Source organism: Pseudomonas sp. FG35, from assembly GCF_057809295.1.
Genome location: NZ_JBMDJR010000023.1, coordinates 17,599 through 38,302, shown reverse-complemented (window position 1 = coordinate 38,302; position 20,704 = coordinate 17,599). Strand labels below are relative to the sequence as shown.

Genomic DNA, 20,704 nt, shown 5'->3' with positions numbered 1-20,704 from the left:
GCACCGGGCGGGTGTTCTCCTAAGAAAAAAGCGGAAGACTCGTGGGAATCTTCCGCCCTCAACCAAGCGTAGGCGCTGTAGGTTCGGCCGTCGAATCGGCCAGGTGCAATTTAGCGTTTGTTACCTCCCAATGCGCCGGTGAGACCACCGAGTACGCCGCCCAGACCTGCGCCGCTGCCGCCGCTGCCGCCGTTGGTGGCGCCTGTGAGCGCTCCGCCGACGGTATTGACAGTGTTGCTGACGACGGTTGTTACAGGGTTCGTGGCCGGTGTACCCGCACCGCCGTTGAGCAGACCGCCGACGGCGGTTACCGTGCTGCCCACCGTGCCGACGGTACCACCGACTGCAGCGACTACCGGATTGGTTGTGGTGCCGGCGAGAGTGCCACCCAGATTGCTCACGGCGCCACCCACTTGCGCTGTGAGACCGGCTACAGGTCCGCCAAGCCCGGTTGTATTACCGACGTTTTGCGTCAGGCTGGTCACTGCACTGGTCACAGGGCTCAGGCCTGCGCCGACGGCGTTGCCGACACTGGCCAGTGCCGTGGTGGGTGTGGTGATGGGGGTGCCGGAGCCACCCAGTGCGGTGTTGAGCGAAGCCACGGTGTTGCCTGTCGATACCAGCACATTGCCGGGTGCGCTCAGCGTAGTGTTGCCGGCTCCCAGACCGGCACCGACATTGGCCACGGCGCCACCGACCGTTTGCAGCAGACCGGTGCCGCCGAGACTGCCACCGATACCGCCCGAATTGCCACCCGTGCCGTTGGCTACCAGCCCGCCGGCCTTGCCGACTGTGGTGCCGACGTTGCTCAGCGCACCGCCGAGGGTGTTGGTAAGGGCATTGCCCTTGCCGGCCGCTGTCACGTTGTCACCGAGACCGTCCACGGTACCGCCGACTTTCTGGAGAACGCCGTTGAGGGGGGCACCAAGACCGGTGGTGCTCCCGAGTTTGTCGGTGGTGCTTTCAACCATGGCAATCACCGGCACCAGTTTCTGACTGACCTGGGTGGTGAGTCCGCCGAGCGGTCCGGTGGTCGTGGCGGTGCTGAGCGTGTCGCCAAGCATCGTGACTTTTTCGCCAACGCCGTCGAGTACCGGTGCCACTTTGGTCACCACCCCGCCGACTACCGGAATACTGCCGGTGGCGGTCGCCAGTTTGCCACTGACATCCGAAACACCGTTGCCAACATCCTGCACCACTCCGCCGACCGCCGAGGCGGTTACACCCACGCCATTCGGGGTGCTGGCCAGTTTGCCGATGCCATTGGACACACCATCACCCAGCGTGCCGACCACATTGCCAGCGGTATTGGCAACGCTCTGCACCACCCCTCCAACGACCGGGACCGTGCTGAGAGAGTCGCCCACCTGGCCGACACCATCGCCCACACCACTGACGGTGTTGCCGACATCCTGTACCAGGGTGGTCGTCACCAGCGTAGGGGTGGTGGGGTTGGTCGGGTTCGTTGGGTCAGTCGGATCAGTTGGATTGGTCGGATCGGTACCGCCCGTGCCACCGGTTCCTCCGGTACCACCAGTGCCAGCCGTGCCACCAGTCCCGGTCCCGCCGGTTCCACCCGTACCACCGGTGTTGCCCGTTCCACCTGTTCCGCCAGTCCCGGCTGTGTCCCCCGTGCCTCCGGTTGCGCCCGTACCACCACTGCCCGCGGCGGCGCTGTCCGGGGAGGAGCTGCCGGAACTGCTGTGATGACCGCCACCGCCGCTGCTGCAGCCGGCCAGGCTCAGGGAAAGAATCAATGTCAGCGCTGTTGCCGATTTGCACCACTCTTGAGTTTTCATGTTGGGTATTCCTTGCACCTGTCACAACGTTCGTTGACTTCGATGGCCCGCCGATTCTGTTGCCGGCAATGCCTTCGTCCGTTGTGCTCATATCAGTCGCAAGGCCGGATCCACGCCATTCTCAAGTTGGTATTAACGCCTTTATGCAGGGGGCTGCGAGTGCCGCCTAACGACTAATACCGAGGATATAGGCGCGCAAAAAAAAGCCTTGAAAATCAAGGCTGGTTATTGGCGAAGAAGATGTACGCGGCGCGGGAAAACTTTAGTGATATATACACAATTGAGCAGGTTTTCCCGGCCTCGATGTCAGGCTACCGGCTGCCAGTTGCCCACCATGTGCTCCAGATCCCCGGCGCCGATCAGGCGTAACTCACCGCTGGAACCGGCCGCGCTGGCGAACAGACTCACCTCGCTCGGCAGCCGCACCGGTTTGCGAAAGTGCACGGTGACCTCAAGGTTGGCCTTGGGCAGATGATCCGCCAGTGCCGCCAGTGTGCGGGCCTTGTTCCACAAACCGTGGGCGATGGCTGTAGGGAAACCGAACAACTTGGCGCTGGCGGCACTCAGGTGGATCGGGTTGTAGTCGCCGGAGACTTTCGCGTACTGCCGGCCGATGTCCGCCGGCGCCTTCCACTGCGCCACTTGCGCGAGGGGCAGCGTCGGCTCCCAGGCCCGTTCGACCGGTTCACCTTCAAGCTTCACGCCGCGACAGAGCATTTGGCTTTCGGCTTCCCACAACGGCCCGAGTTGATCGTCGAGGGTGGTCAGCAGATCGAAGGTCGCGCCCTTCGGATGCGGTTGCAGGTTATGCACCCGGACGCTGACTTGCGCGCGACTGATCCCGCCCATTGGCCGCAATATGCGGATGCGGTTGCTCAGATGAATCAGCCCCAGCAGCGGGAACGGAAACTCTTTGGCGGTCAGCAATTGCATCTGCAGGGCGAACGCCAGGATATGCGGATAGGTCGGCGGCAGCAGACCGTCATCGGCGAAACCGCAGACCTTGCGATACGCCGCCAGACGTTTGCCCTCCACCTCGACGGCGCAACGCAAACCGCTGTCGGGCAGGGTGGTGCCGGTGATTTTGCGTCGGGTCGCCGCCCGGGCATACAGCCCCGGCAGACTCGGCTCGTGGTGCAGCGTATGCCATTCGATGGTCATGGTCAGGCTCCCAGAACGCTTTGGCCGCACACCCGCAGCGCTTGTCCGGTGAACGCGCCGGTGCCCGGTTGGGCCAGCCAGGCCACGGCTTCGGCGACGTCTTGCGGCAGGCCGCCCTGGCCCAGCGAACTCATGCGCCGCCCGGCTTCACGCAGGCCGAACGGAATGTGCGCAGTCATCTGGGTCTCGATGAACCCCGGCGCCACGGCGTTGATGCTGATGCCACGTTCCAGCAACGTCGGCGCCCAGGCCTGGGCCAGCCCGATCAGTCCGGCCTTGCTCGCCGCGTAATTGGTCTGCCCGCGATTGCCGGCGATGCCGCTGATCGACGCCAGCAGAATCACCCGGGCGTTATCGCGCAAGGTGCCGCTGTCGAGCAGGGCCTTGGTCAGTACTTGCGGGGCGTTGAGATTGACCGCCAGCACCGCGTCCCAGAATTCCGGGGTCATGTTGGCAAGGGTCTTGTCGCGGGTGATGCCGGCGTTGTGCACCAGAATGTCGAGGCCGTCCGGCAGCTGTTCGATCAGTTGCGCAGCGGCGTCTTCGGCGCAGATGTCGAGGGTAATGGCGCGACCGCCGAGGCGAGCCGCCAGGGCTTCGAGATCGGTCTTGGCTGGCGGTACGTCGAGCAGGATCACCTCGGCGCCGTCGCGAGCCAGAGTTTCGGCAATCGAGGCGCCGATGCCGCGCGCCGCACCGGTGACCAGCGCCTTGCGCCCGGCCAGTGGGCGCGTCCAGTCGGTCACTGGCGTGGCGCAAGGGTTCAGGCGAATCACTTGCCCGGAGACGAAGGCGCTTTTCGGCGAGAGGAAAAACCGCAGCGGCCCTTCGAGCTGATCCTCTGCACCTTCGCCGACGTAGATCAGTTGCAGCGTGCCGCCGCTGCGCAGCTCCTTGGCCAGCGAGCGGGAGAAACCTTCGAGTGCCCGTTGTGCGCTGGCGGCGAACGGTTCGCGCAGGTTTTCCGGGGCGCGACCGAGGATTACCAGATGCGCGCTGCTGTCGAGGTTCTTCATCAGTGGCTGGAAGAATTCGCGCAGTTGCTTGAGCTGGTCGGTGTGCTGCAGATCGCTGGCGTCGAACACCACGGCCTTGAGTTTCGGGCCATGTCCGGGAATCCATTGAGTGGCAGACGCAGGCTGATCGCCGTAGCGATAAATGGCATCGGTCAGCCGATTGGCGAATGCACTGACCCGCTCGGCCAGCGGCCCGCCGCCGATCAGCAGCGCACCCTCCACTGGCCGCAGGCGCCCGGCCTGCCAGCGTTCCAGCCGCACCGGCGACGGCAGGCCCAGAGCTCCGACCAGACGGTGGCCGATGGACGAGTTGGCGAAGTCGATATAGCGGTCAGACATGGAACGCTCTCCAGAAGATGGGGTTCAAAGTGTGGACTGCGAAGGGCAATCAATCGTTCGATCCACGCAATAAGGCCTACGCTAGAACAGCAGAGTAGTTTGCCCTCGGCGCTTTTGTGGCCCGACCGGGTTTTCAGCGCTCGATTTTCAGACCGGATATTTCACAAGGAGCATTTCATGAGTCAGCTGCGCCGCGTCGCGATCATTGGTGGCAACCGTATTCCGTTCGCCCGCTCCAACGGGCCGTATGCCACCGCGAGCAATCAGGTGATGCTCACCGCCGCCCTCGAAGGCCTGATCGAACGCTACAACCTGCACGGCCAGCGCATCGGCGAAGTGGTCGCAGGGGCGGTGCTGAAATTGTCACGGGATATGAACCTGACCCGCGAGTGCGTGCTTGGCTCACGCCTGTCACCGGCCACCCCGGCCTACGACATTCAGCAGGCCTGCGGAACCGGCCTGGAAGCGGCGTTGCTGGTGGCGAACAAGATTGCCCTCGGCCAGATTGATTGCGGTATTGCCGGCGGCGTCGACACCACGTCGGACGCGCCGATCAGCGTCAGCGAAGGCCTGCGCAAGATCCTGCTGCAAGCCAACCGCGCCAAGACCACCGGCGACAAGCTCAAGACCTTTCTGCAATTGCGCCCGAAACACCTGATCCCCGAATTCCCGCGCAACGGCGAACCGCGCACCGGCCTGTCGATGGGCGAGCACTGCGAGTTGATGGCGCAGACCTGGAACATTCCCCGCGAAGAACAGGATCAACTGGCCTTCGAAAGCCACCACAAACTGGCGGCGTCCTACAGCGAAGGCTGGCACAACGACCTGATGACCCCGTTCCTCGGCCTGACCCGCGACAACAACCTGCGCCCGGACCTGACCCTGGAAAAACTCGCGACCCTGAAGCCGGCCTTCGAGAAAAGCGCCAAGGGCACGCTGACCGCCGGCAACTCCACGCCGCTGACCGATGGCGCCTCGGTGGTGTTGCTGGGTAGTGAAGAGTGGGCGAAGGAGCGTGGTCTGCCAATCCTTGCGTATCTGCGCGACGGCGAAGCAGCGGCGGTGGATTTCGTCAACGGCGCCGAAGGGCTGCTGATGGCTCCGGTGTATGCGGTGCCGCGGTTGCTGGCACGCAATGGCCTGACCTTGCAGGACTTCGACTACTACGAAATCCACGAAGCATTTGCCGCGCAAGTGTTGTGCACGTTGAAGGCCTGGGAAGATCCGGAGTACTGCAAGACCCGGCTGGGGCTGGACGCGCCGTTGGGCTCGATTGACCGCAGCCGCTTGAACGTCAAGGGCAGCTCGCTGGCGGCGGGGCATCCGTTTGCCGCAACCGGCGGGCGGATTGTGGCGAACCTGGCGAAGTTGCTGGATGCGGCGGGGCAGGGGCGGGGGTTGATTTCGATTTGTGCGGCGGGGGGGCAGGGGGTGACTGCCATCGTCGAGCGCTAAAAGCAGCCCTCACCCTAACCCTCTCCCGGAGGGAGAGGGGACTGACCGAGTTGTCTTGCGCTAAACGTCGACCTGAAAGACCGAATCGACTATGGATTCAAAGCAAATCTTTCAGGTCGGCGTACTTCTCCAATATCCCCCAATCGGTCCCCTCTCCCTCCGGGAGAGGGTTAGGGTGAGGGGGCTTTTCAGGGCTCCCCCCAATCTCAAGTCCGGAACCTGCGCACCAACCCATCCAGCTCATTCGACAACCCCGCCAGACTCTGCGAATCCAGCCGCGCCGAATTCGCCAGTTCCGCCACCAACTGCGCATCACCATGAATCTGGCTGATGTGCCGATTGATGTCCTCAGCCACCTGATGCTGCTCTTCCGCCGCCGTAGCAATCTGCGTGTTCATATCGCGAATCACATCCACCGACTCACGAATCTGACCAAAGCTCTCCCGCGCTTCGCCGATGCGTGCCACCGATTGCTGCGACACATCGAGGCTGGCGCGCATTTGCTGGGTCACCGCGCTGGTGCGCTTGGCCAGGTTGCCCAGCAGCCCGTCGATTTCCGCCGTCGAATCCGCCGTGCGTTTGGCCAGTGCGCGAACCTCGTCGGCCACTACCGCAAAACCACGCCCCTGCTCACCGGCCCGCGCTGCTTCGATGGCCGCGTTGAGCGCCAGCAGGTTGGTCTGTTCGGCGATGGAGCGGATGGTGCCGAGGATCGACTGGATGTCGTTGCTGTCGCGCTCGAGTTGCTGCATCGACTGCGCCGATTGCTCCAGCTCCTGGCTCAGTTGATCGACGCTGTGCACCGCCGCATCGATCTGCTGCTGACCTTCGCGGGCCTGGCGCTGGCCGCTGTCGGCCGACTCCGCCGCCTGGCTGCACGAGCGGGCGACTTCGTTGGCGGTGGCGACCATTTCGTGGAACGCGGTCGAGACCATGTCCACCGCTTCGCGCTGGCGCCCGGCCGCTTCGGCCATGTCGCCGGAGACCCGGGTCGAGCTCTGCGAAGTGGCGAGGATTTTTCCCGCTGCGCCGCCGATGTGCTGGATCAGACTGCGGATCGCGGTAAGGAACTGGTTGAACCAGTTGGCCAGTTGCGCGGTTTCGTCGCTGCCACGGATGTCGAGGTTCTTGGTCAGGTCGCCTTCGCCCTGGGCGATGCCTTCCAGACCGCTGGCCACGCTGCGGATCGGCCGCACGATCAGGCTGGCGAAACTGGCGCCGACCACCGCGAAGATCACCGCCAGCACGGCAGCAATGATTGCGATCAGCCAGGTCAGTTGAGTGGCCGAGCTCATCACGTCGTTCTGTTTGATCAGGCCGATGAAGGTCCAGCCCAGTTGTTCCGACGGCCAGACGTTGGCCATGTAGCGTTCGCCGTTGAGCTCGACTTCCACCAGCCCTTTGCCGGCCTTGGCCAGTTGCGCGTAGCCGTCGCCGAGGCTGTCGAGTCGTTTGAAGTTGTGCTCCGGTTGCTTCGGATCGACCAGCACCGTGCCGGTGTTTTCCATCAGCATCAGATAACCGCTTTCGCCGAGCTTGATCTGTTTGACGATCTCGGTCAGCTGCTTGAGCGACACGTCAATGTTGACCACGCCACCTTGGGCACCCAACTGGTTGGCGACCGCGCGCACGGTGCTGACCAGTACCGCGTCATCGCCGGCCCAGTAGTAGGCTTCGGTGCGCAGGGTCTTGCCCGGGTTGGCCATGGCGGTCTTGTACCAGGGGCGGGTGCGCGGGTCGTAGTTGGCCATCTTCGGATCGCCCGGCCAGAAGGCATAGCCGCCGCTGTTCAATCCATAGGACACGTAGGAGTAGGCCGGGTGGGATTTGGCCAGCCCCTCGAACAGTGCAAACAGTTGTTTGTCGATCTCGCCATCCGAGGTGTCGGAAGCGTTGGCGCTCATGCGGCTGCGCACGCTGCCGTCGGCGTTTTTGACCAATGGTTGCGCCGCCAGGTAATCGACGTTCTGGCTGATGCCGTCGAAAAACAGCTGCATGGCATTGCTGACCTGACGGATCTCGCGCCCGCTGCTGTCGACAAAATCGTCCCGGGCATCGCTGCGCAGGTTCAGTACCACCAGCGTGGCGACCAGCACCACGGGCAAGCAGGCGATGATTGCAAACGCCCAGGTCAACTTCTGTTTGATGTTCATCCGCGCTCCAGATTTTCTTGTAGGCCCACGCAGTGCAGATGACTCGCGGTTATTGGCAGCCGAAAAACCTATTTCTCACCCGTTTCCTTGGGTGCGACATCGACATTTTTTTTGGGAACGATTGTCGGACAAATTCCTCTGTCACAGAGGAATTCGGCCGCACGAGAGGGAAATTGAGGCCGGCAGAGAAAATTCTTACGAGCTGTGTGCAGCGGGATGTCAGATTCTGTCGCAAATGCCCTCAAGTCCTGTCGCCAACAACTTCGGCAGCCTCGGCTATGATTCGCAGCGGTCGATAAAGAGGCGGATCGGCCCGGTTTATCCGGCACAGTGTGTGCATCTTCAGGTTCACAGGTCGGCAACCCCTCCCCGCGATGCGAGGATTGCCGTATAACGAGTGACATTCGCGTGTTTGGTAATAAAGGACCCACAATAAAAGCTGATGAAGACTCCAAAACGCATTGAACCCCTGATCGAGGACGGTCTGGTCGACGAAGTGCTGCGTCCACTCATGAGTGGCAAAGAAGCAGCTGTTTATGTGGTGCGCTGCGGCAATCAGTTACGTTGCGCAAAGGTCTACAAGGAGGCGAACAAACGCAGTTTCCGCCAGGCGGCCGAGTATCAGGAAGGCCGCAAGGTTCGCAACAGCCGACAGGCCCGGGCCATGGCCAAGGGTTCCAAGTTCGGGCGCAAGGAAGCCGAAGACGCCTGGCAGAACGCCGAAGTCGCGGCGCTGTTCCGCCTCGCCAACGCCGGAGTGCGTGTGCCCAAGCCGTACGACTTCCTCGAAGGCGTGCTGCTGATGGAGCTGGTGGCCGACGAATACGGCGATGCCGCGCCGCGTCTGAACGACGTGGTGCTGGAGCCGGATCAGGCCCGCGAATATCACGCGTTCCTGATTTCGCAGATCGTGCTGATGTTGTGTACCGGTCTGGTGCACGGTGACCTCTCGGAGTTCAACGTGCTGCTGACACCGACCGGCCCGGTCATCATCGACCTGCCGCAAGCGGTGGACGCCGCCGGCAACAACCACGCGTTCAGCATGCTCGAGCGTGACGTCGGCAACATGGCTTCGTACTTCGGTCGCTTCGCCCCGGAGTTGAAGAAGACCAAATACGCCAAGGAAATGTGGGCGTTGTACGAAGCGGGTACGTTGCACCCGGCCAGCGTGCTGACCGGCGAGTTCGACGATCCCGAGGACCTGGCCGATGTCGGCGGGGTGCTGCGCGAGATCGAAGCGGCGCGTCTGGATGAGGAGCGCAAGCAAGCCATTCGCGCGGCGGACGACGAGCCCAAGGGCAAGTCCGACGAACCGCCTCCGCCACCGTGGATGCAGTGAGCATCTGAAAAAGAAAACCCGGCTTCGGCCGGGTTTTACACATTCAAGGATTGATTGTGACCACCACCTCCCGCAATGCCCGGCTGATCATCACGGCCCGGCTGATTTCCGATTTCGGCGCGTTCCTGAACATGGTTGCGCTGGCCACTTATGTCTACCTGCTGAGCAACAGCGCGATGAGCGTGGGGATTTTTCTCGCCAGTCGCGTGGGCGGCGGAATCTTTGCGAGTCTGATCGGCACCGCGTTCTATCGTCGATGCAGTGGCCGTCTGCCGTTGATGGCCTTCGATCTGCTGCGCGCCGCTGTGCTCGGGCTGTTGCTCATCGTGCCGGTCAGTCAGCAGGCGTTGTTGCTGCCGCTGATCGCGTTCGGCCTGGGCTTTGGCAATTCGATGTTCGCCATCGGCCTCAACAGCCAGTTGCCGCGCTTGATCGAGCCGGCGCAGTTGCTCAAGACCAATGCCTGGATCACGTCCGCCTCGTCCATGGCGATGGTCGGCGGCAGTCTGGTGTCCGGGTTGTTGGTTGCGGGGTTTGGTTTTGAAACCGTGTTCGCGCTGAACGCGGTGACCTATCTGCTGGCGGCAGTGTTGATTGCGCCGCTGCGGTTCAGTGCACCGGAGCCGGTGGCCGAATCCAGCGCTAGACAGGGTGAATGGTCGGCATTGTTGCAAGGCCTGCGCAGCGCTCCGGTGGTGGCGGCGATGCTGGCGGTGACCATGGCCGACACCCTTGGCAGCGCTGCGCACAACGTCGGTTTTCCGATCATCTCCAAACTGCTGACGCCGGACTCGGCCAGCACCACGCTGGGCCTGATGCTCGCGGTGTGGGCCGCCGGCAAGCTGCTCGGCGCGCGGATCGCCAGTCGTTTGAACGGCTCGGAAAACGTTCATCTCGAGCGCCGCTATTTCGGTGGCGTGCTGCTGATGTCCTGCGGCTTCATCCTGATGTTCCAGCAGCACAGCGTTGTCGGTCTGTTGCTGTTTTCGCTGCCGGCCGGATTGGGTGACGGATTCTCGGAGGTCGGCCTGATGTCACGCCTGCAACGGGAGCCGGAGCCCTTGCGCCTGCCGATCTTCAGTTTCCTGACGCTGTTGCAGATGACCGGGTTCGGCGTCGGCATGCTGATCGCCGCACCGTTCTATGAGTGGTGGGCGCCGGGTGCCGTGGTGCTGCTGTTCCACGGCATTCCCCTCGCCACAGTGCTGTCGATGAAAATCCTGCTGCTCAGGCGCGCGCGGGTTGCGCGCAGCAGCCCGACGCCAGTTCCTTGAGGATCGGACAGTCCGGGCGATGGTCGCCGTGGCAGTGCTCGACCAGATCCTGCAGGGTGTCGCGCAGTTCGCCGAGTTCGCGGATCTTCTGATTCAGCTCGTCGATGTGCTGGCGGGCCAGGGCCTTCACATCGGCGCTGGCGCGCTGGCGATCCTGCCAGAGGGTCAGCAGCTTGCCGACTTCCTCCAGCGAAAAGCCCAGGTCCCGCGAACGCTTGATGAATGCCAGCGTATGCAGGTCGTCATCGCCGTAGATGCGATAGCCGCTGTCGGTGCGATGGGCAGCCTTGAGCAGACCGATCGACTCGTAATAACGGATCATCTTCGCGCTCAGGCCACTGTGGCGGGCCGCTTGGCCGATGTTCATCGGTTGTCCTCCAGATCCTCGGGTTTCCAGGTTTTCAACAGTAGCGCATTGCTCACCACGCTGACGCTCGACAAGGCCATCGCCGCACCGGCCAGCACCGGATTGAGGAAGCCGAACGCCGCCAGCGGAATGCCGATCAGGTTGTAGACGAAGGCCCAGAACAGGTTCTGGCGGATCTTCGCATAGGTCTTGCGGCTGATCTCCAGCGCGGCCGGCACCAGCCGCGGATCGCCGCGCATCAGGGTGATGCCGGCGGCGTGCATCGCCACGTCGGTGCCGCCGCCCATGGCGATGCCGATGTCGGCAGCGGCCAGTGCCGGGGCGTCGTTGATGCCGTCGCCGACCATGGCCACGACGCCGGTTTTTTTCAGCTCGGCGACGGTGGCGGCTTTCTCCGCTGGCAGCACTTCGGCATGGACGTTTTCGATGCCCAGCGCTTCGGCGACCACCCTGGCGCTGCCGCGGTTGTCGCCGGTCAGCAGGTGGCTGTGGATGTGCTGGGCGGCCAGTTGTTGCACCGCGTGCAGCGCGCCTGGCTTGAGGGTGTCGCCGAAGGCGAACAGGCCGAGTACGCGGGGCGCCGGACTTTGCTCGATCAGCCAGGACAGCGTTCGACCCTCGGTTTCCCAAGCCTTTGCGGACTCGCTCAGGTCTCCGGCATTCAGACCGCTTTCTTCCAGCAAGCGCCGGTTGCCCAGGGCCAGGCGCCGACCATCGAGGCTGCCGGCGATGCCGCGCCCGGGCAGGGACTGGCTGTCGCTGACATCGGGCACCGTCAGATTGCGCTCGCTACAGGCATCCAGTACAGCTTTGGCCAGCGGATGTTCGCTGCCGCGTTGCAGCGCGCCGGCGGCTGTCAGCAGGGCGTTTTCGTCACCGTCGACTACACTGAAATGTGCGATGCGTGGCGTGCCGGAGGTCAGGGTGCCGGTCTTGTCGAACACCACGGCGCTGACTTCATGGGCACGTTCCAGTGCTTCGGCGTCCTTGATCAGAATTCCGTGCCGCGCGGCCACGCCAGTGCCGGCCATGATCGCGGTGGGTGTCGCCAGACCGAGGGCACAAGGGCAGGCGATCACCAGCACCGCGACGGCGTTGATCAGCGCGGTTTCCAGCGGCGCGCCGTACAGCCACCAGCCGATCAGCGTGGCCAGGGCCAGCAGCAGAACCGTCGGCACGAACACCTGACTGACTTTATCCACCAGTTTCTGGATCGGTGCTTTCGCGGCCTGGGCGTCCTCCACCAGACGGATGATCCGCGCCAGCACGCTTTCCGCGCCGAGCGCCGTGGTGCTCACCAGCAAGCGGCCTTCGCCGTTGATCGCCCCGCCGGTGACCTTGTCGCCCGGTTGTTTGGGCACCGGCAGGCTTTCGCCGCTGATCAACGCTTCGTCGGCATGGCTCTGGCCTTCCAGCACTTCGCCGTCCACCGGGAAACGTTCGCCGGGTTTGACCAGTACGAGGTCACCGAGGCGCAGGGCGCTGATAGCGACGTCCTGTTCGCGGCCATCGATGACTTGAATTGCCCGCTCTGGCCGCAACGCTTCCAGAGCACGGATGGCGCTGGCGGTCTGGCGTTTGGCACGGCTTTCCAGGTATTTGCCAAGCAGCACCAGCGCGATGACCACTGCCGAGGCCTCGAAATACAGGTGCGGCATGCGCCCGGCGGCGGTGGCCCACTCATAGAGACTCAGGCCGTATCCGGCGCTGGTTCCCAGCGCTACCAGCAAGTCCATGTTGCCGGCCCCGGCGCGTACGGCTTTCCAAGCGGCGACGTAGAAGCGTGCGCCGAAGATGAATTGCACCGGGGTGGCGAGGGCGAACTGCACCCAGGCCGGGAGCATCCAGTGAATGCCGAACGGTTGCAGCAGCATCGGCAGCACCAACGGCAAGGCGAGGGCGATGGCGCAGATCAACGCCCAGCGCTCATGGTTCAGGCGTTGCTGGCGATTGTCTGTTTGCGGGTGTTCGAGTTCGAAGAGACTGGCCGAATAGCCGGCCTTGCTCACGGCGGCGATCAGGGTTTGCGGGTCGACCGCGCCGAGCAATTCGAGGTGGGCGCGTTCATTGGCGAGATTGACGCTGACGCTTTTCACCCCCGCAACCTTGTTCAGGGCGCGTTCGACGCGACCGACGCAGGAGGCGCAGGTCATGCCGTCGATGTTCAATTCCACGGTTTGCTGCGGCACGCTGTAACCGGCGCGTTCGACCGCCTCCATCAACGCCGGCAGGCTGTCGCCGGGGGCCTGCACCCGGGCCTGTTCGGTGGCGAGGTTGACGCTGACGGCACTGGCGCCGCTGACTTTGCTCAACGCCCGCTCGACACGGCCGGCGCAACTGGCGCAGGTCATGCCGCTGATGGGCAGATCGAACGTGATGGAATCGGACATCGGTCTTACTCCCTGTAGAAGAGGTCTACAGGATCAACCTTGCCATGCTGGCAAGGTCAAGCGCCAATCCGAAAGTGTCAGTAACCGAGGCCGGTCGGCTTGAGGTACATGCCTTCCTGGTTCATCGCGATGCGGAATTTCAGGATGTCACCGGCATGCAGTTTTATCTCCTGCGAGCCCGGCGCGAGCATGCCCGGGTTGCAGCCCGGCATTTGCCCCGGCAGCAGCTTCAGGCGCAGCGACACATTGCCCGGCGGCAGGTTGAACGAGGTGCTTTGCTCCTGGAACAGGCGCGCCGACAGTTGATCCTGAATGTAAACGCCGATTTCGCAGGAAGTCGCGACTTCCAGGCGCTCGCGGGAAATGATCAGCACCCCGTAATCTTCCCCGGCGGCCTGCACCGAAGGGATTGCGGCAAAAAGGCTGAGTACGCCAAACAGGCTGAAAGCTGACCAGCGCATGGCTGAATCTCCTGAATTCAAGTCATTGATGCACGCAGCTTGGCCGAGCGCGGCGCCGATTGCCAGCCCGGCAGTTTTTTGCAGAACTTGACCTTGCCATCGTGGCAAGCCCGAAACTGCCGGCAACCTCACTCAAAGGAGTCATTCCATGCAAGTGTTCACTGTTGAAGGCATGTCCTGCGGTCACTGTGTCAAAGCCGTCACTCAGGCGGTGCAGAGCAAGGATCCGGCCGCCAGCGTGCGGGTCGATCTGGCGGGGAAGGAGGTCGGCGTCGAAAGTGCGCTGAGTGCCGAGCAGGTGATCGAGGCGATCAGCGAAGAAGGCTACGCCATCAAACTCGCCTGATCTTTTTAATAGTTAGCGAGCTACCGGAATGTTCAAGGCGTCCTCGCGCGGCTAGACTGTCGGGCTGCATAGTCAGTCCGACTGCCCAACCAACCGCCGCCCGAACTGGACGCCTGATGAACTTCCGTACCCTTCTGATTCTCGGTGCCCTGACCGCTTTTGGTCCGTTGGCGATCGACTTCTATCTACCCGCCTTTCCCACCATGGCGCTGGCGTTCGGCACCGATGAGAAAGACGTTCAGCTGACGCTGTCGGCTTACTTCTTTGGTCTGTCCATTGGTCAACTGGCTTACGGGCCGGTGGCGGATCGTTTCGGACGGCGGATTCCGTTGCTGATCGGTCTGACGCTGTTCACGCTGGCGTCAGTGGCCTGCGCCTACGCGCCGAACCTGGAGTGGCTGATCGGAGCGCGGCTTGTGCAGGCGCTGGGCGGTTGCGCGGGGATGGTGATTGCCCGGGCGGTGGTCAGCGACAAGTGCGATGCGGTGGGTTCGGCAAAAGTCTTCTCGCAACTGATGCTGGTGATGGGGCTGGCACCGATTCTGGCGCCGATGCTCGGCGGTCTGCTGGTCAACACCACGGGCTGGCAGTCGATCTTCCTGGTGCTGACAGCGTTCAGTGCCCTCGCCGGGCTGGCGGTGGCCCTCGGCCTGCCGGAAAGTCTGCCGGCGCATGTTCCGCGTCAGCCGTTGTCTGGTGCCCTGCGTCAGTACGGCCGGCTGCTGGCCGATCCGGTCTACATGGGGCATGCCCTGACCGGCGGCATCGCCATTGCCGGGATGTTTGCCTACATCGCCGGCTCCCCGTTCATTTTCATCAAGCTGTATGGCGTACCGGCCGAGCATTTCGGCTGGCTGTTCGGCACCAACGCGGCCGGGTTCATTCTGGTCGCACAGGTCAATGCGCGCCTGCTGGCCAAGCGCGGTCCGGCCTTTCTGCTGTCACGGGCGGTCTGGGTTTACCTGGCCGCCGGGCTGACGCTGCTCGCGGTCAGCGCCTTGCACACCGAGGCCCTGTGGCCACTGCTGATTCCGCTGTTCATCTGCGTGGCCAGCCTTGGCTGCATCAGCCCCAATGCGGCGGCGTGTGCGATGAACGGGCAGGGCGGTCGCGCCGGCAGTGCTTCAGCGTTGCTCGGCAGCATGCAATTCAGCGTCGCCGCCGGGGCTTCGGCGCTGGTGGGCATCCTGCACGATGGCAGCGCCGTGCCGATGGCCATGGTCATCAGCCTGTGCGGTCTGTTGGTCGTCTGCGCGGCGACACTCACCCGGCGCATGCAGAATGCCCGGGCGCTGGCAAAGGCGCAGGCCGAAATCCAGTAACGAAAGCCTCAGCCGACAGCGCGTTGCTGGCCGAGGTCGGGAATCTGATGGGGCGCGCAAATACGCGCTTCGAGGGTGCGAGTGAAGGCGCGGGCCTCGGCCTCACTGCGGAAGGTCACGGCGTGCTGGTCGAGACGAACTTGCCATTGGGACTTTGCCACTTCTTTTATCAGGATCTTCATTGCTGACCTCCCGGACGTAAAAGATTGCATCGCAGAGGACTCGATTGTAGTCCTGAATACGATCGCAATTGTGACAAGGGTCAAGCATCTGACTGACGGCAAAACGCGACCGCAGCCCCCGAGCCAGCCACATCGGAGGCTGGAGAAGGCTGCGGTCTCGCGAGTTTTAGAAACCTTCTAAAACAATTTTCCCCTTGGCCTTGCCGCTTTCCAGCAATTCATGGGCACGGCGCAGGTTGCTTGCGTTGATTGTGCCGAAGTGTTCGCCGACTGTGGTTTTCAACGTTCCGCTGTCGATCAGCCCGGCCACCCGGTTGAGCAGTTTGTGCTGCTCGATCATGTCCGGCGTTTCGAACAGCGAGCGGGTGTACATGAACTCCCAGTGCAGCGACAGGCTCTTGCGCTTGAGCTTGGTCACGTCCAGCGCCTTCGGATCGTCGATCAGCGCCAGTTTGCCTTGCGGCGCCAGGGCCTCGACCAGTTGATCCAGATGTTGTTCGGTCTGGGTCAGGCTGGCGACATGGGTCACGTGAGTGACACCGGTGCGTTTCAGTTCCTCGCTCAGCGGCTGACTGTGATCGATCACCAGATCAGCGCCCAGCTCCGTCACCCAGTCACGGGTCTCCGGGCGGGAGGCGGTGCCGATCACCTTGAGTCCGGTCAACTGGCTGGCCAGTTGGGTGAGGATCGAACCGACGCCGCCGGCCGCGCCGACGATCAGCAGGCTCTGGTCTTCATCGGTGTTGCCTTCGCGAATCTGTAGCCGTTCAAACAACAGCTCCCAGGCCGTGATCGCAGTCAGCGGCAGGGCGGCGGCTTCGGCGAAGCCGAGGGTTTTCGGCATGTGGCCGACAATCCGCTCATCCACCACGTGCAATTCGCTGTTGCCACCGGCCCGGGCGATGGAGCCGGCGTAGAACACCTTGTCGCCGGCCTTGAACAGGGTCACTTCACTGCCGACCGACTTGACCACACCAGCCACGTCCCAACCCAGCACCTTGGCGGCGCCGCCTTCCGGCGCGACGTTCTGGCGAACCTTGGTGTCGACCGGGTTGACCGAAATCGCTTTGACTTCGACGAGCAAGTCGCGCGGGCCGGCAACCGGCTCCGGCAGTTCGATGTCTTGCAGGGATTTTTCGTCGCTGATCGGGAGCGAGGCGTAATAGGCGATAGCTTTCATGGAGAACTCCGAAAGTGAATAAAGGAAGGCTTCAGGCGATGACGCGCAGACGCTTGAGTTCGAAGTGTTCGAGGAACGCCTCGGCCTGGCTGCGGAAATGCTGGATATGGGCGCTGGCATCGTGGGCTTGCAGGGCTTCGTCGCTGGCCCACTGCTCAATCATGTAGAAGGCCAGCGGATTGGCCAGATCCTGGTGCAGTTCGTACTGACCGCAACCGGCTTCGGCGCGGGTCGGTTCGATCAGGGCACGCAGGTGCTGTTCGAGGGCGTCTTGCTGGCCAGGTCGGGCAATCAGGGTGGCGATGGCGGTGAAAGGCTGGGACATGTTCGACTCCGGGACGGGATGAATTCGATGGATGGCATGATTGGCTATTTCTGCCGGAGATAAAACCGGCTAAAAGAGCAGTCTCTTTCAATATTTTTTTGATAATCGGGGCTAGGAATGCTGCGTTTCGATGACTTGCAGTTGTTTGTCCGGGCGGCGGATCTGGGCAGTCTGTCGGCGGCGGCGCGGGTGATGGACATGTCCGCCGCCGTGGCCAGTGCCGCGCTCAAACGTATAGAACAGCAACTGGGCGCGCGGCTGTTGGCACGCTCCACTCGCAGTTTGCGGCTGACGGCCGAAGGCGAGGGGTTTCTCGAGTACGCCCGGGCGGCGCTGAGCAACCTTGATGAGGGTCGGCGTCTGCTGGCCAGCGGGCAGGATCAGGTCAGCGGGATTCTGCAGCTGTCGGCGCCTTCGGATTTCGGTCGCAACCTGCTGTTGCCGTGGCTCGATGATTTTCAGCACGAACACCCGAAGCTGACGGTACGTCTGCTGCTGGGTGACCGCATCGCTGATCTGTTTCGCCAGCCGGTAGACATCGCCTTGCGCTACGGCGAGCCGGAGGATTCGAGCCTGGTGGCGTTGCCGATTGCCCCGCACAACCGACGGGTACTGTGCGCATCCCCCGCCTACCTGGCCAGGCACGGCGAGCCGCTGCATCTGGAACAACTCGCGCAGCACAACTGCCTGCTGTACATGCTCGGCGGCCGGGTACATGACCATTGGAGTTTTCATGACGGCAGGCGCGAGGTCGGCCTGACCGTCAGTGGCGACCGCTTCAGTGACGACGCCGATGTGGTTCGCCTGTGGGCGGTGGCGGGAGCCGGCATCGCTTACAAGTCCTGGCTCGATGTGGCCGGTGATGTGCTGGCGGGACGGCTGAAAGTGCTGTTGCCGGAGTTGCTCTGCGAACGCGCTCCGCTGAATCTGCTGTGCGCCCATCGCGCACAATTGAGTAAGCCGGTGAACCTTCTGAGGGAAATGCTCGCCAGTCGTTGCGCCGAATTGAGTAGCCGATTTCCCGTTTTCACGGAGACTGATCATTAGTCGCAGGTAAATAGCGAAATTTCTCTCAGGAACAATCACCAGCCACGGGCGCTCCGGCAGAGGACGCAGCGAGCAACCCGCTTATACTAGCGGCCGCCTGATGCCCGTACCAAAAGGCCGATGCGAGAACGATCAGACCGCAACCGTCCGGGTAGGGACGAGGGTTGCGACATTGCTGCGGTTTTCTCGCTGCGGCGCGCTGCCTCGCTTCGGCTCAAGGTCTTTTGCGCGCCTTGGCCGACGACTGATTACTGGTCAAGATGTCTATGAGCTGTAGACGATACGATTCAACAGGGAGTGAATAGATGGAACATGCACCTTGCATCAGCCAGATCGCCACGTTGCTGGCCGATCCCAAACGCAGCGCAATGATGTGGGCGCTCATGGATGGCTCGGCGCGGCAGACCGAGGAACTGGCGTTGCTGGCGGGGCTTTCTCCGTCGTCAGCCAGTGCGCATCTGGGGCGCTTGTCCGCTGGCGGTCTGTTGAAGGTCGAGGCGCGCGGCCGCAAACGCTTCTTCCGCCTGGCGGCGCCCGAAATCGGTGCGGCCATCGAAGCCCTGGCCAGCGCCACTCTGGCCAGCGCTCCGCGAGAAATCCCTGCCGTGTTCAAGCGTGCCTCGCCGGCCGTCAGACCCCAGGCCGCCCCCTCGTCACTGCTGCGCGCCCGGTTTTGCGACGACCATCTGGGGGGAACGCTGGCCGCCGACCTGTACCAGCGACTGCTCGACGCCGGCTGGATCGAGCAGCTTGAAAACCGGGTGGTCGTGACGCACAAAGGCTCGACACAATTGGCTGGGCGCGGTGTGTACATCCAGGCGCTGGCCCATCGCAACGTCCAGGTGGCGTGTGCCTGCCCGGACTGGAGCGAGCGTCGCCCGCACATGGGCGGATCACTGGGGGCGGCATTGCTGCAGTTGTTCATGCAGTCGGGGTGGCTGGTGCTGCCCAACGATTCCCGTGCCCTGCAATTGACGGCGGCGGGCCAGCGGGAAATTCATCGATTTGCCTGTGAAACCGAGCTGGAAATGGCGTTGTAGAGCGTTCTCTTCCACTGATGTGCTACTGGCGTCGCCAACGGCTGCGAACACGTCGCATCTGGCACAGGCGCGCAACCGCTATCGCGCACACTCGATCCGGGGACTTTTCGGATTGAGGAGGTGGTATGGACACGGGAAACTTCAGCGCGGCAGATCGACTGGAGCGCCTGCCAGTCAGCGGTTATCACCGGATCATCTTCATCATCATCGCCCTGGCGTTTTTCTTCGACTCCATGGATCTGGCGATGATGACTTTCCTGCTCGGCTCGATCAAAGCCGAGTTCGGCCTGAGCAGTGCGCAGGCCGGCCTGCTGGCCAGTTCGAGTTTTTTCGGCATGGTGCTGGGGGCGTCGCTGTCCGGTCTGTTGGCTGATCGGTTCGGTCGCAAACCGGTGTTCCAGTGGAGCATCGTCCTGTGGGGGCTGGCCAGTTACCTGTGTTCCACGGCGCAGACGGTCGAGAGCCTGACGCTGTTTCGCATTCTGCTGGGAATCGGCATGGGCATGGAGTTTCCGATTGCCCAGTCGATGCTGTCGGAGTTGATCCCCGCCCAGCGTCGGGGTCGTTATATCGCGTTGATGGACGGTTTCTGGCCGCTGGGTTTTGTGGCTGCCGGGGTGCTGTCGTATTTCCTGCTGCCATTGATTGGCTGGCGCGACATCTTTCTGGTGCTGGCGGTGCCGGCGGTGTTCGTCCTGGCGATCCGCTTTTTCATTCCCGAGTCGCCGCGCTGGCTGGAACAGGCCGGCAAGCATGACGAGGCGGACAAGGTTTTACGCGGCATCGAGGCGCGGGTACAGGCCTCACTCGGTGGTGCCGCATTGCCGGAGCCGGTTCGCCTGCCGCGAAGCGTGACACCTCCGGGCCATTTCCTTTCGGCGCTCAAACAGATCTGGTCGCCGCTGTATCGCCAGCGCACGACGATGATCTGGAGCCTGTGGTTCTTCGCGTTGCTCGGTTTTTACGGCCTGACCTCGTGGCTCAGCGCGTTGCTGCAACAATCGGGTTTTGCCGTGACTCAGTCGGTGTATTACACCGTGCTGATTTCCCTCGGCGGGATTCCCGGCTTCCTGATGGCGGCCTGGCTGGTGGAGCGTTGGGGCCGCAAGCCGGTGTGCATCGTCACGTTGCTTGGCGGCGGGGTGATGGCGTTTCTGTACGGACAAAGCGCTGTGTTTGGCGGCAACGTGGCGCTGCTGATCGGTACTGGGCTGTTGATGCAGTTTTTCCTGTTCGGCATGTGGGCGGTGCTCTACACCTATACGCCGGAGCTGTATCCGACCTCGGCGCGAGCGACGGGCTCGGGGTTCGCCTCGGCCATTGGACGCGTAGGTTCTCTGCTCGGGCCATTGGTCACCGGGCTGGTGTTCCCGATCACCGGGCAGGGCGGGGTTTTTGCGCTGGGGGCATTGTGCTTTGCGATTGCGGCGGGGGTGGTGTGGCTGTTCGGGATGGAGACCCGGGGCAAGACGCTGGAAGAGTTGACTGAAGCGGTTGTGCGCTGAGAA

The 20,704-nt window shown here is 63.0% G+C and carries 18 protein-coding genes and 1 pseudogene; 8 read left to right on the top strand and 11 right to left on the bottom strand.

Translation table 11 applies throughout. The features are described 5' to 3' along the window. Nucleotides 1-110: 110 nt before the first annotated feature. The 3 genes from ACODTD_RS27645 to ACODTD_RS27635 form a co-directional block, all read right to left on the bottom strand. Nucleotides 111-1,799 (bottom strand): collagen-like triple helix repeat-containing protein, encoded by a 1,689-nt coding sequence (locus tag ACODTD_RS27645; protein WP_489105397.1) that lies wholly within the window; start codon nt 1,797-1,799, stop codon nt 111-113. Nucleotides 1,800-2,105: 306 nt separating this feature from the next. After that, entirely contained in the window at nt 2,106-2,960 is an 855-nt protein-coding gene (locus tag ACODTD_RS27640; protein ID WP_011332296.1) for a MaoC family dehydratase, read from the bottom strand. A gap of 2 nt (nt 2,961-2,962) precedes the next feature. Then, a complete protein-coding gene (locus ACODTD_RS27635; protein ID WP_489105396.1) occupies nt 2,963-4,315 on the bottom strand; it encodes a 3-oxoacyl-ACP reductase in 1,353 nt (450 codons plus the stop codon). 177 nt (nt 4,316-4,492) lie between these two features. Between ACODTD_RS27635 and ACODTD_RS27630 the strand changes: the two genes are divergently transcribed. Next, a complete protein-coding gene (locus tag ACODTD_RS27630; protein ID WP_134333955.1) occupies nt 4,493-5,770 on the top strand; it encodes an acetyl-CoA C-acetyltransferase in 1,278 nt (425 codons plus the stop codon). 206 nt (nt 5,771-5,976) lie between these two features. Here ACODTD_RS27630 and ACODTD_RS27625 read toward each other — a convergent pair whose 3' ends face one another. Continuing rightward, entirely contained in the window at nt 5,977-6,705 is a 729-nt protein-coding gene (locus ACODTD_RS27625) for a methyl-accepting chemotaxis protein (protein ID WP_371320909.1), read from the bottom strand. Nucleotides 6,706-6,834: 129 nt separating this feature from the next. Next, a pseudogene (locus ACODTD_RS27620) lies at nt 6,835-7,767 on the bottom strand (cache domain-containing protein); the annotation flags it as partial. A gap of 598 nt (nt 7,768-8,365) precedes the next feature. Between ACODTD_RS27620 and ACODTD_RS27615 the strand changes: the two are divergent. Next, nucleotides 8,366-9,262: a PA4780 family RIO1-like protein kinase gene (locus ACODTD_RS27615; protein ID WP_011332300.1), complete on the top strand. Its 897-nt coding sequence runs from the start codon at nt 8,366-8,368 to the stop codon at nt 9,260-9,262. Between the two features lie 56 nt (nt 9,263-9,318). Beyond that, complete coding sequence (locus tag ACODTD_RS27610) at nt 9,319-10,536, top strand: MFS transporter (RefSeq protein ID WP_489105395.1); 1,218 nt, start codon at nt 9,319-9,321, stop codon at nt 10,534-10,536. Here ACODTD_RS27610 and cueR read toward each other — a convergent pair. From cueR to ACODTD_RS27595, 3 genes are all read right to left on the bottom strand, one after another. Then, nucleotides 10,490-10,903, bottom strand: coding sequence for a Cu(I)-responsive transcriptional regulator (gene cueR, locus ACODTD_RS27605; protein ID WP_011332302.1), 414 nt, complete (start codon nt 10,901-10,903; stop codon nt 10,490-10,492). The genes ACODTD_RS27610 and cueR overlap by 47 nt on opposite strands. After that, complete coding sequence (locus tag ACODTD_RS27600) at nt 10,900-13,293, bottom strand: heavy metal translocating P-type ATPase (protein ID WP_489105394.1); 2,394 nt, start codon at nt 13,291-13,293, stop codon at nt 10,900-10,902. The genes cueR and ACODTD_RS27600 overlap by 4 nt, the downstream gene beginning before the upstream one ends. 77 nt (nt 13,294-13,370) lie before the next feature. Next, the gene (locus tag ACODTD_RS27595) at nt 13,371-13,754 is read right to left on the bottom strand and encodes a hypothetical protein (protein ID WP_064379277.1); all 384 of its coding nucleotides are present in this window, start codon (nt 13,752-13,754) and stop codon (nt 13,371-13,373) included. Between the two features lie 148 nt (nt 13,755-13,902). Here ACODTD_RS27595 and ACODTD_RS27590 point away from each other — a divergent pair, with 148 nt between their 5' ends. Both ACODTD_RS27590 and ACODTD_RS27585 read left to right on the top strand, forming a co-directional pair. Further along, entirely contained in the window at nt 13,903-14,100 is a 198-nt protein-coding gene (locus tag ACODTD_RS27590) for a heavy-metal-associated domain-containing protein (RefSeq protein ID WP_285358625.1), read from the top strand. Between the two features lie 116 nt (nt 14,101-14,216). Further along, nucleotides 14,217-15,422 (top strand): multidrug effflux MFS transporter, encoded by a 1,206-nt coding sequence (locus ACODTD_RS27585; protein ID WP_108559457.1) that lies wholly within the window; start codon nt 14,217-14,219, stop codon nt 15,420-15,422. 8 nt (nt 15,423-15,430) lie between these two features. On the opposite strand, the gene ACODTD_RS27580 is transcribed toward ACODTD_RS27585, so the two are convergent. From ACODTD_RS27580 to ACODTD_RS27570, 3 genes are all read right to left on the bottom strand, one after another. Continuing rightward, nucleotides 15,431-15,604, bottom strand: a complete 174-nt coding sequence (locus tag ACODTD_RS27580) for a hypothetical protein (RefSeq protein ID WP_011332306.1) — start codon at nt 15,602-15,604, stop codon at nt 15,431-15,433. 166 nt (nt 15,605-15,770) lie between these two features. Further along, nucleotides 15,771-16,784, bottom strand: coding sequence for a zinc-binding alcohol dehydrogenase family protein (locus ACODTD_RS27575; protein WP_011332307.1), 1,014 nt, complete (start codon nt 16,782-16,784; stop codon nt 15,771-15,773). A gap of 31 nt (nt 16,785-16,815) precedes the next feature. Further along, entirely contained in the window at nt 16,816-17,109 is a 294-nt protein-coding gene (locus ACODTD_RS27570; protein WP_011332308.1) for a putative quinol monooxygenase, read from the bottom strand. Nucleotides 17,110-17,226: 117 nt separating this feature from the next. Between ACODTD_RS27570 and ACODTD_RS27565 the strand changes: the two genes are divergently transcribed. The 3 genes from ACODTD_RS27565 (at nt 17,227) to ACODTD_RS27555 (ending at nt 20,701) form a co-directional block, all read left to right on the top strand. After that, complete coding sequence (locus ACODTD_RS27565) at nt 17,227-18,156, top strand: LysR family transcriptional regulator (protein WP_221615448.1); 930 nt, start codon at nt 17,227-17,229, stop codon at nt 18,154-18,156. A 305-nt stretch (nt 18,157-18,461) separates the two neighbouring features. Beyond that, complete coding sequence (locus ACODTD_RS27560; protein WP_011332310.1) at nt 18,462-19,196, top strand: ArsR/SmtB family transcription factor; 735 nt, start codon at nt 18,462-18,464, stop codon at nt 19,194-19,196. A gap of 125 nt (nt 19,197-19,321) precedes the next feature. Further along, complete coding sequence (locus tag ACODTD_RS27555) at nt 19,322-20,701, top strand: MFS transporter (RefSeq protein WP_285358614.1); 1,380 nt, start codon at nt 19,322-19,324, stop codon at nt 20,699-20,701. The last annotated feature ends 3 nt before the right edge of the window (nt 20,702-20,704 follow it).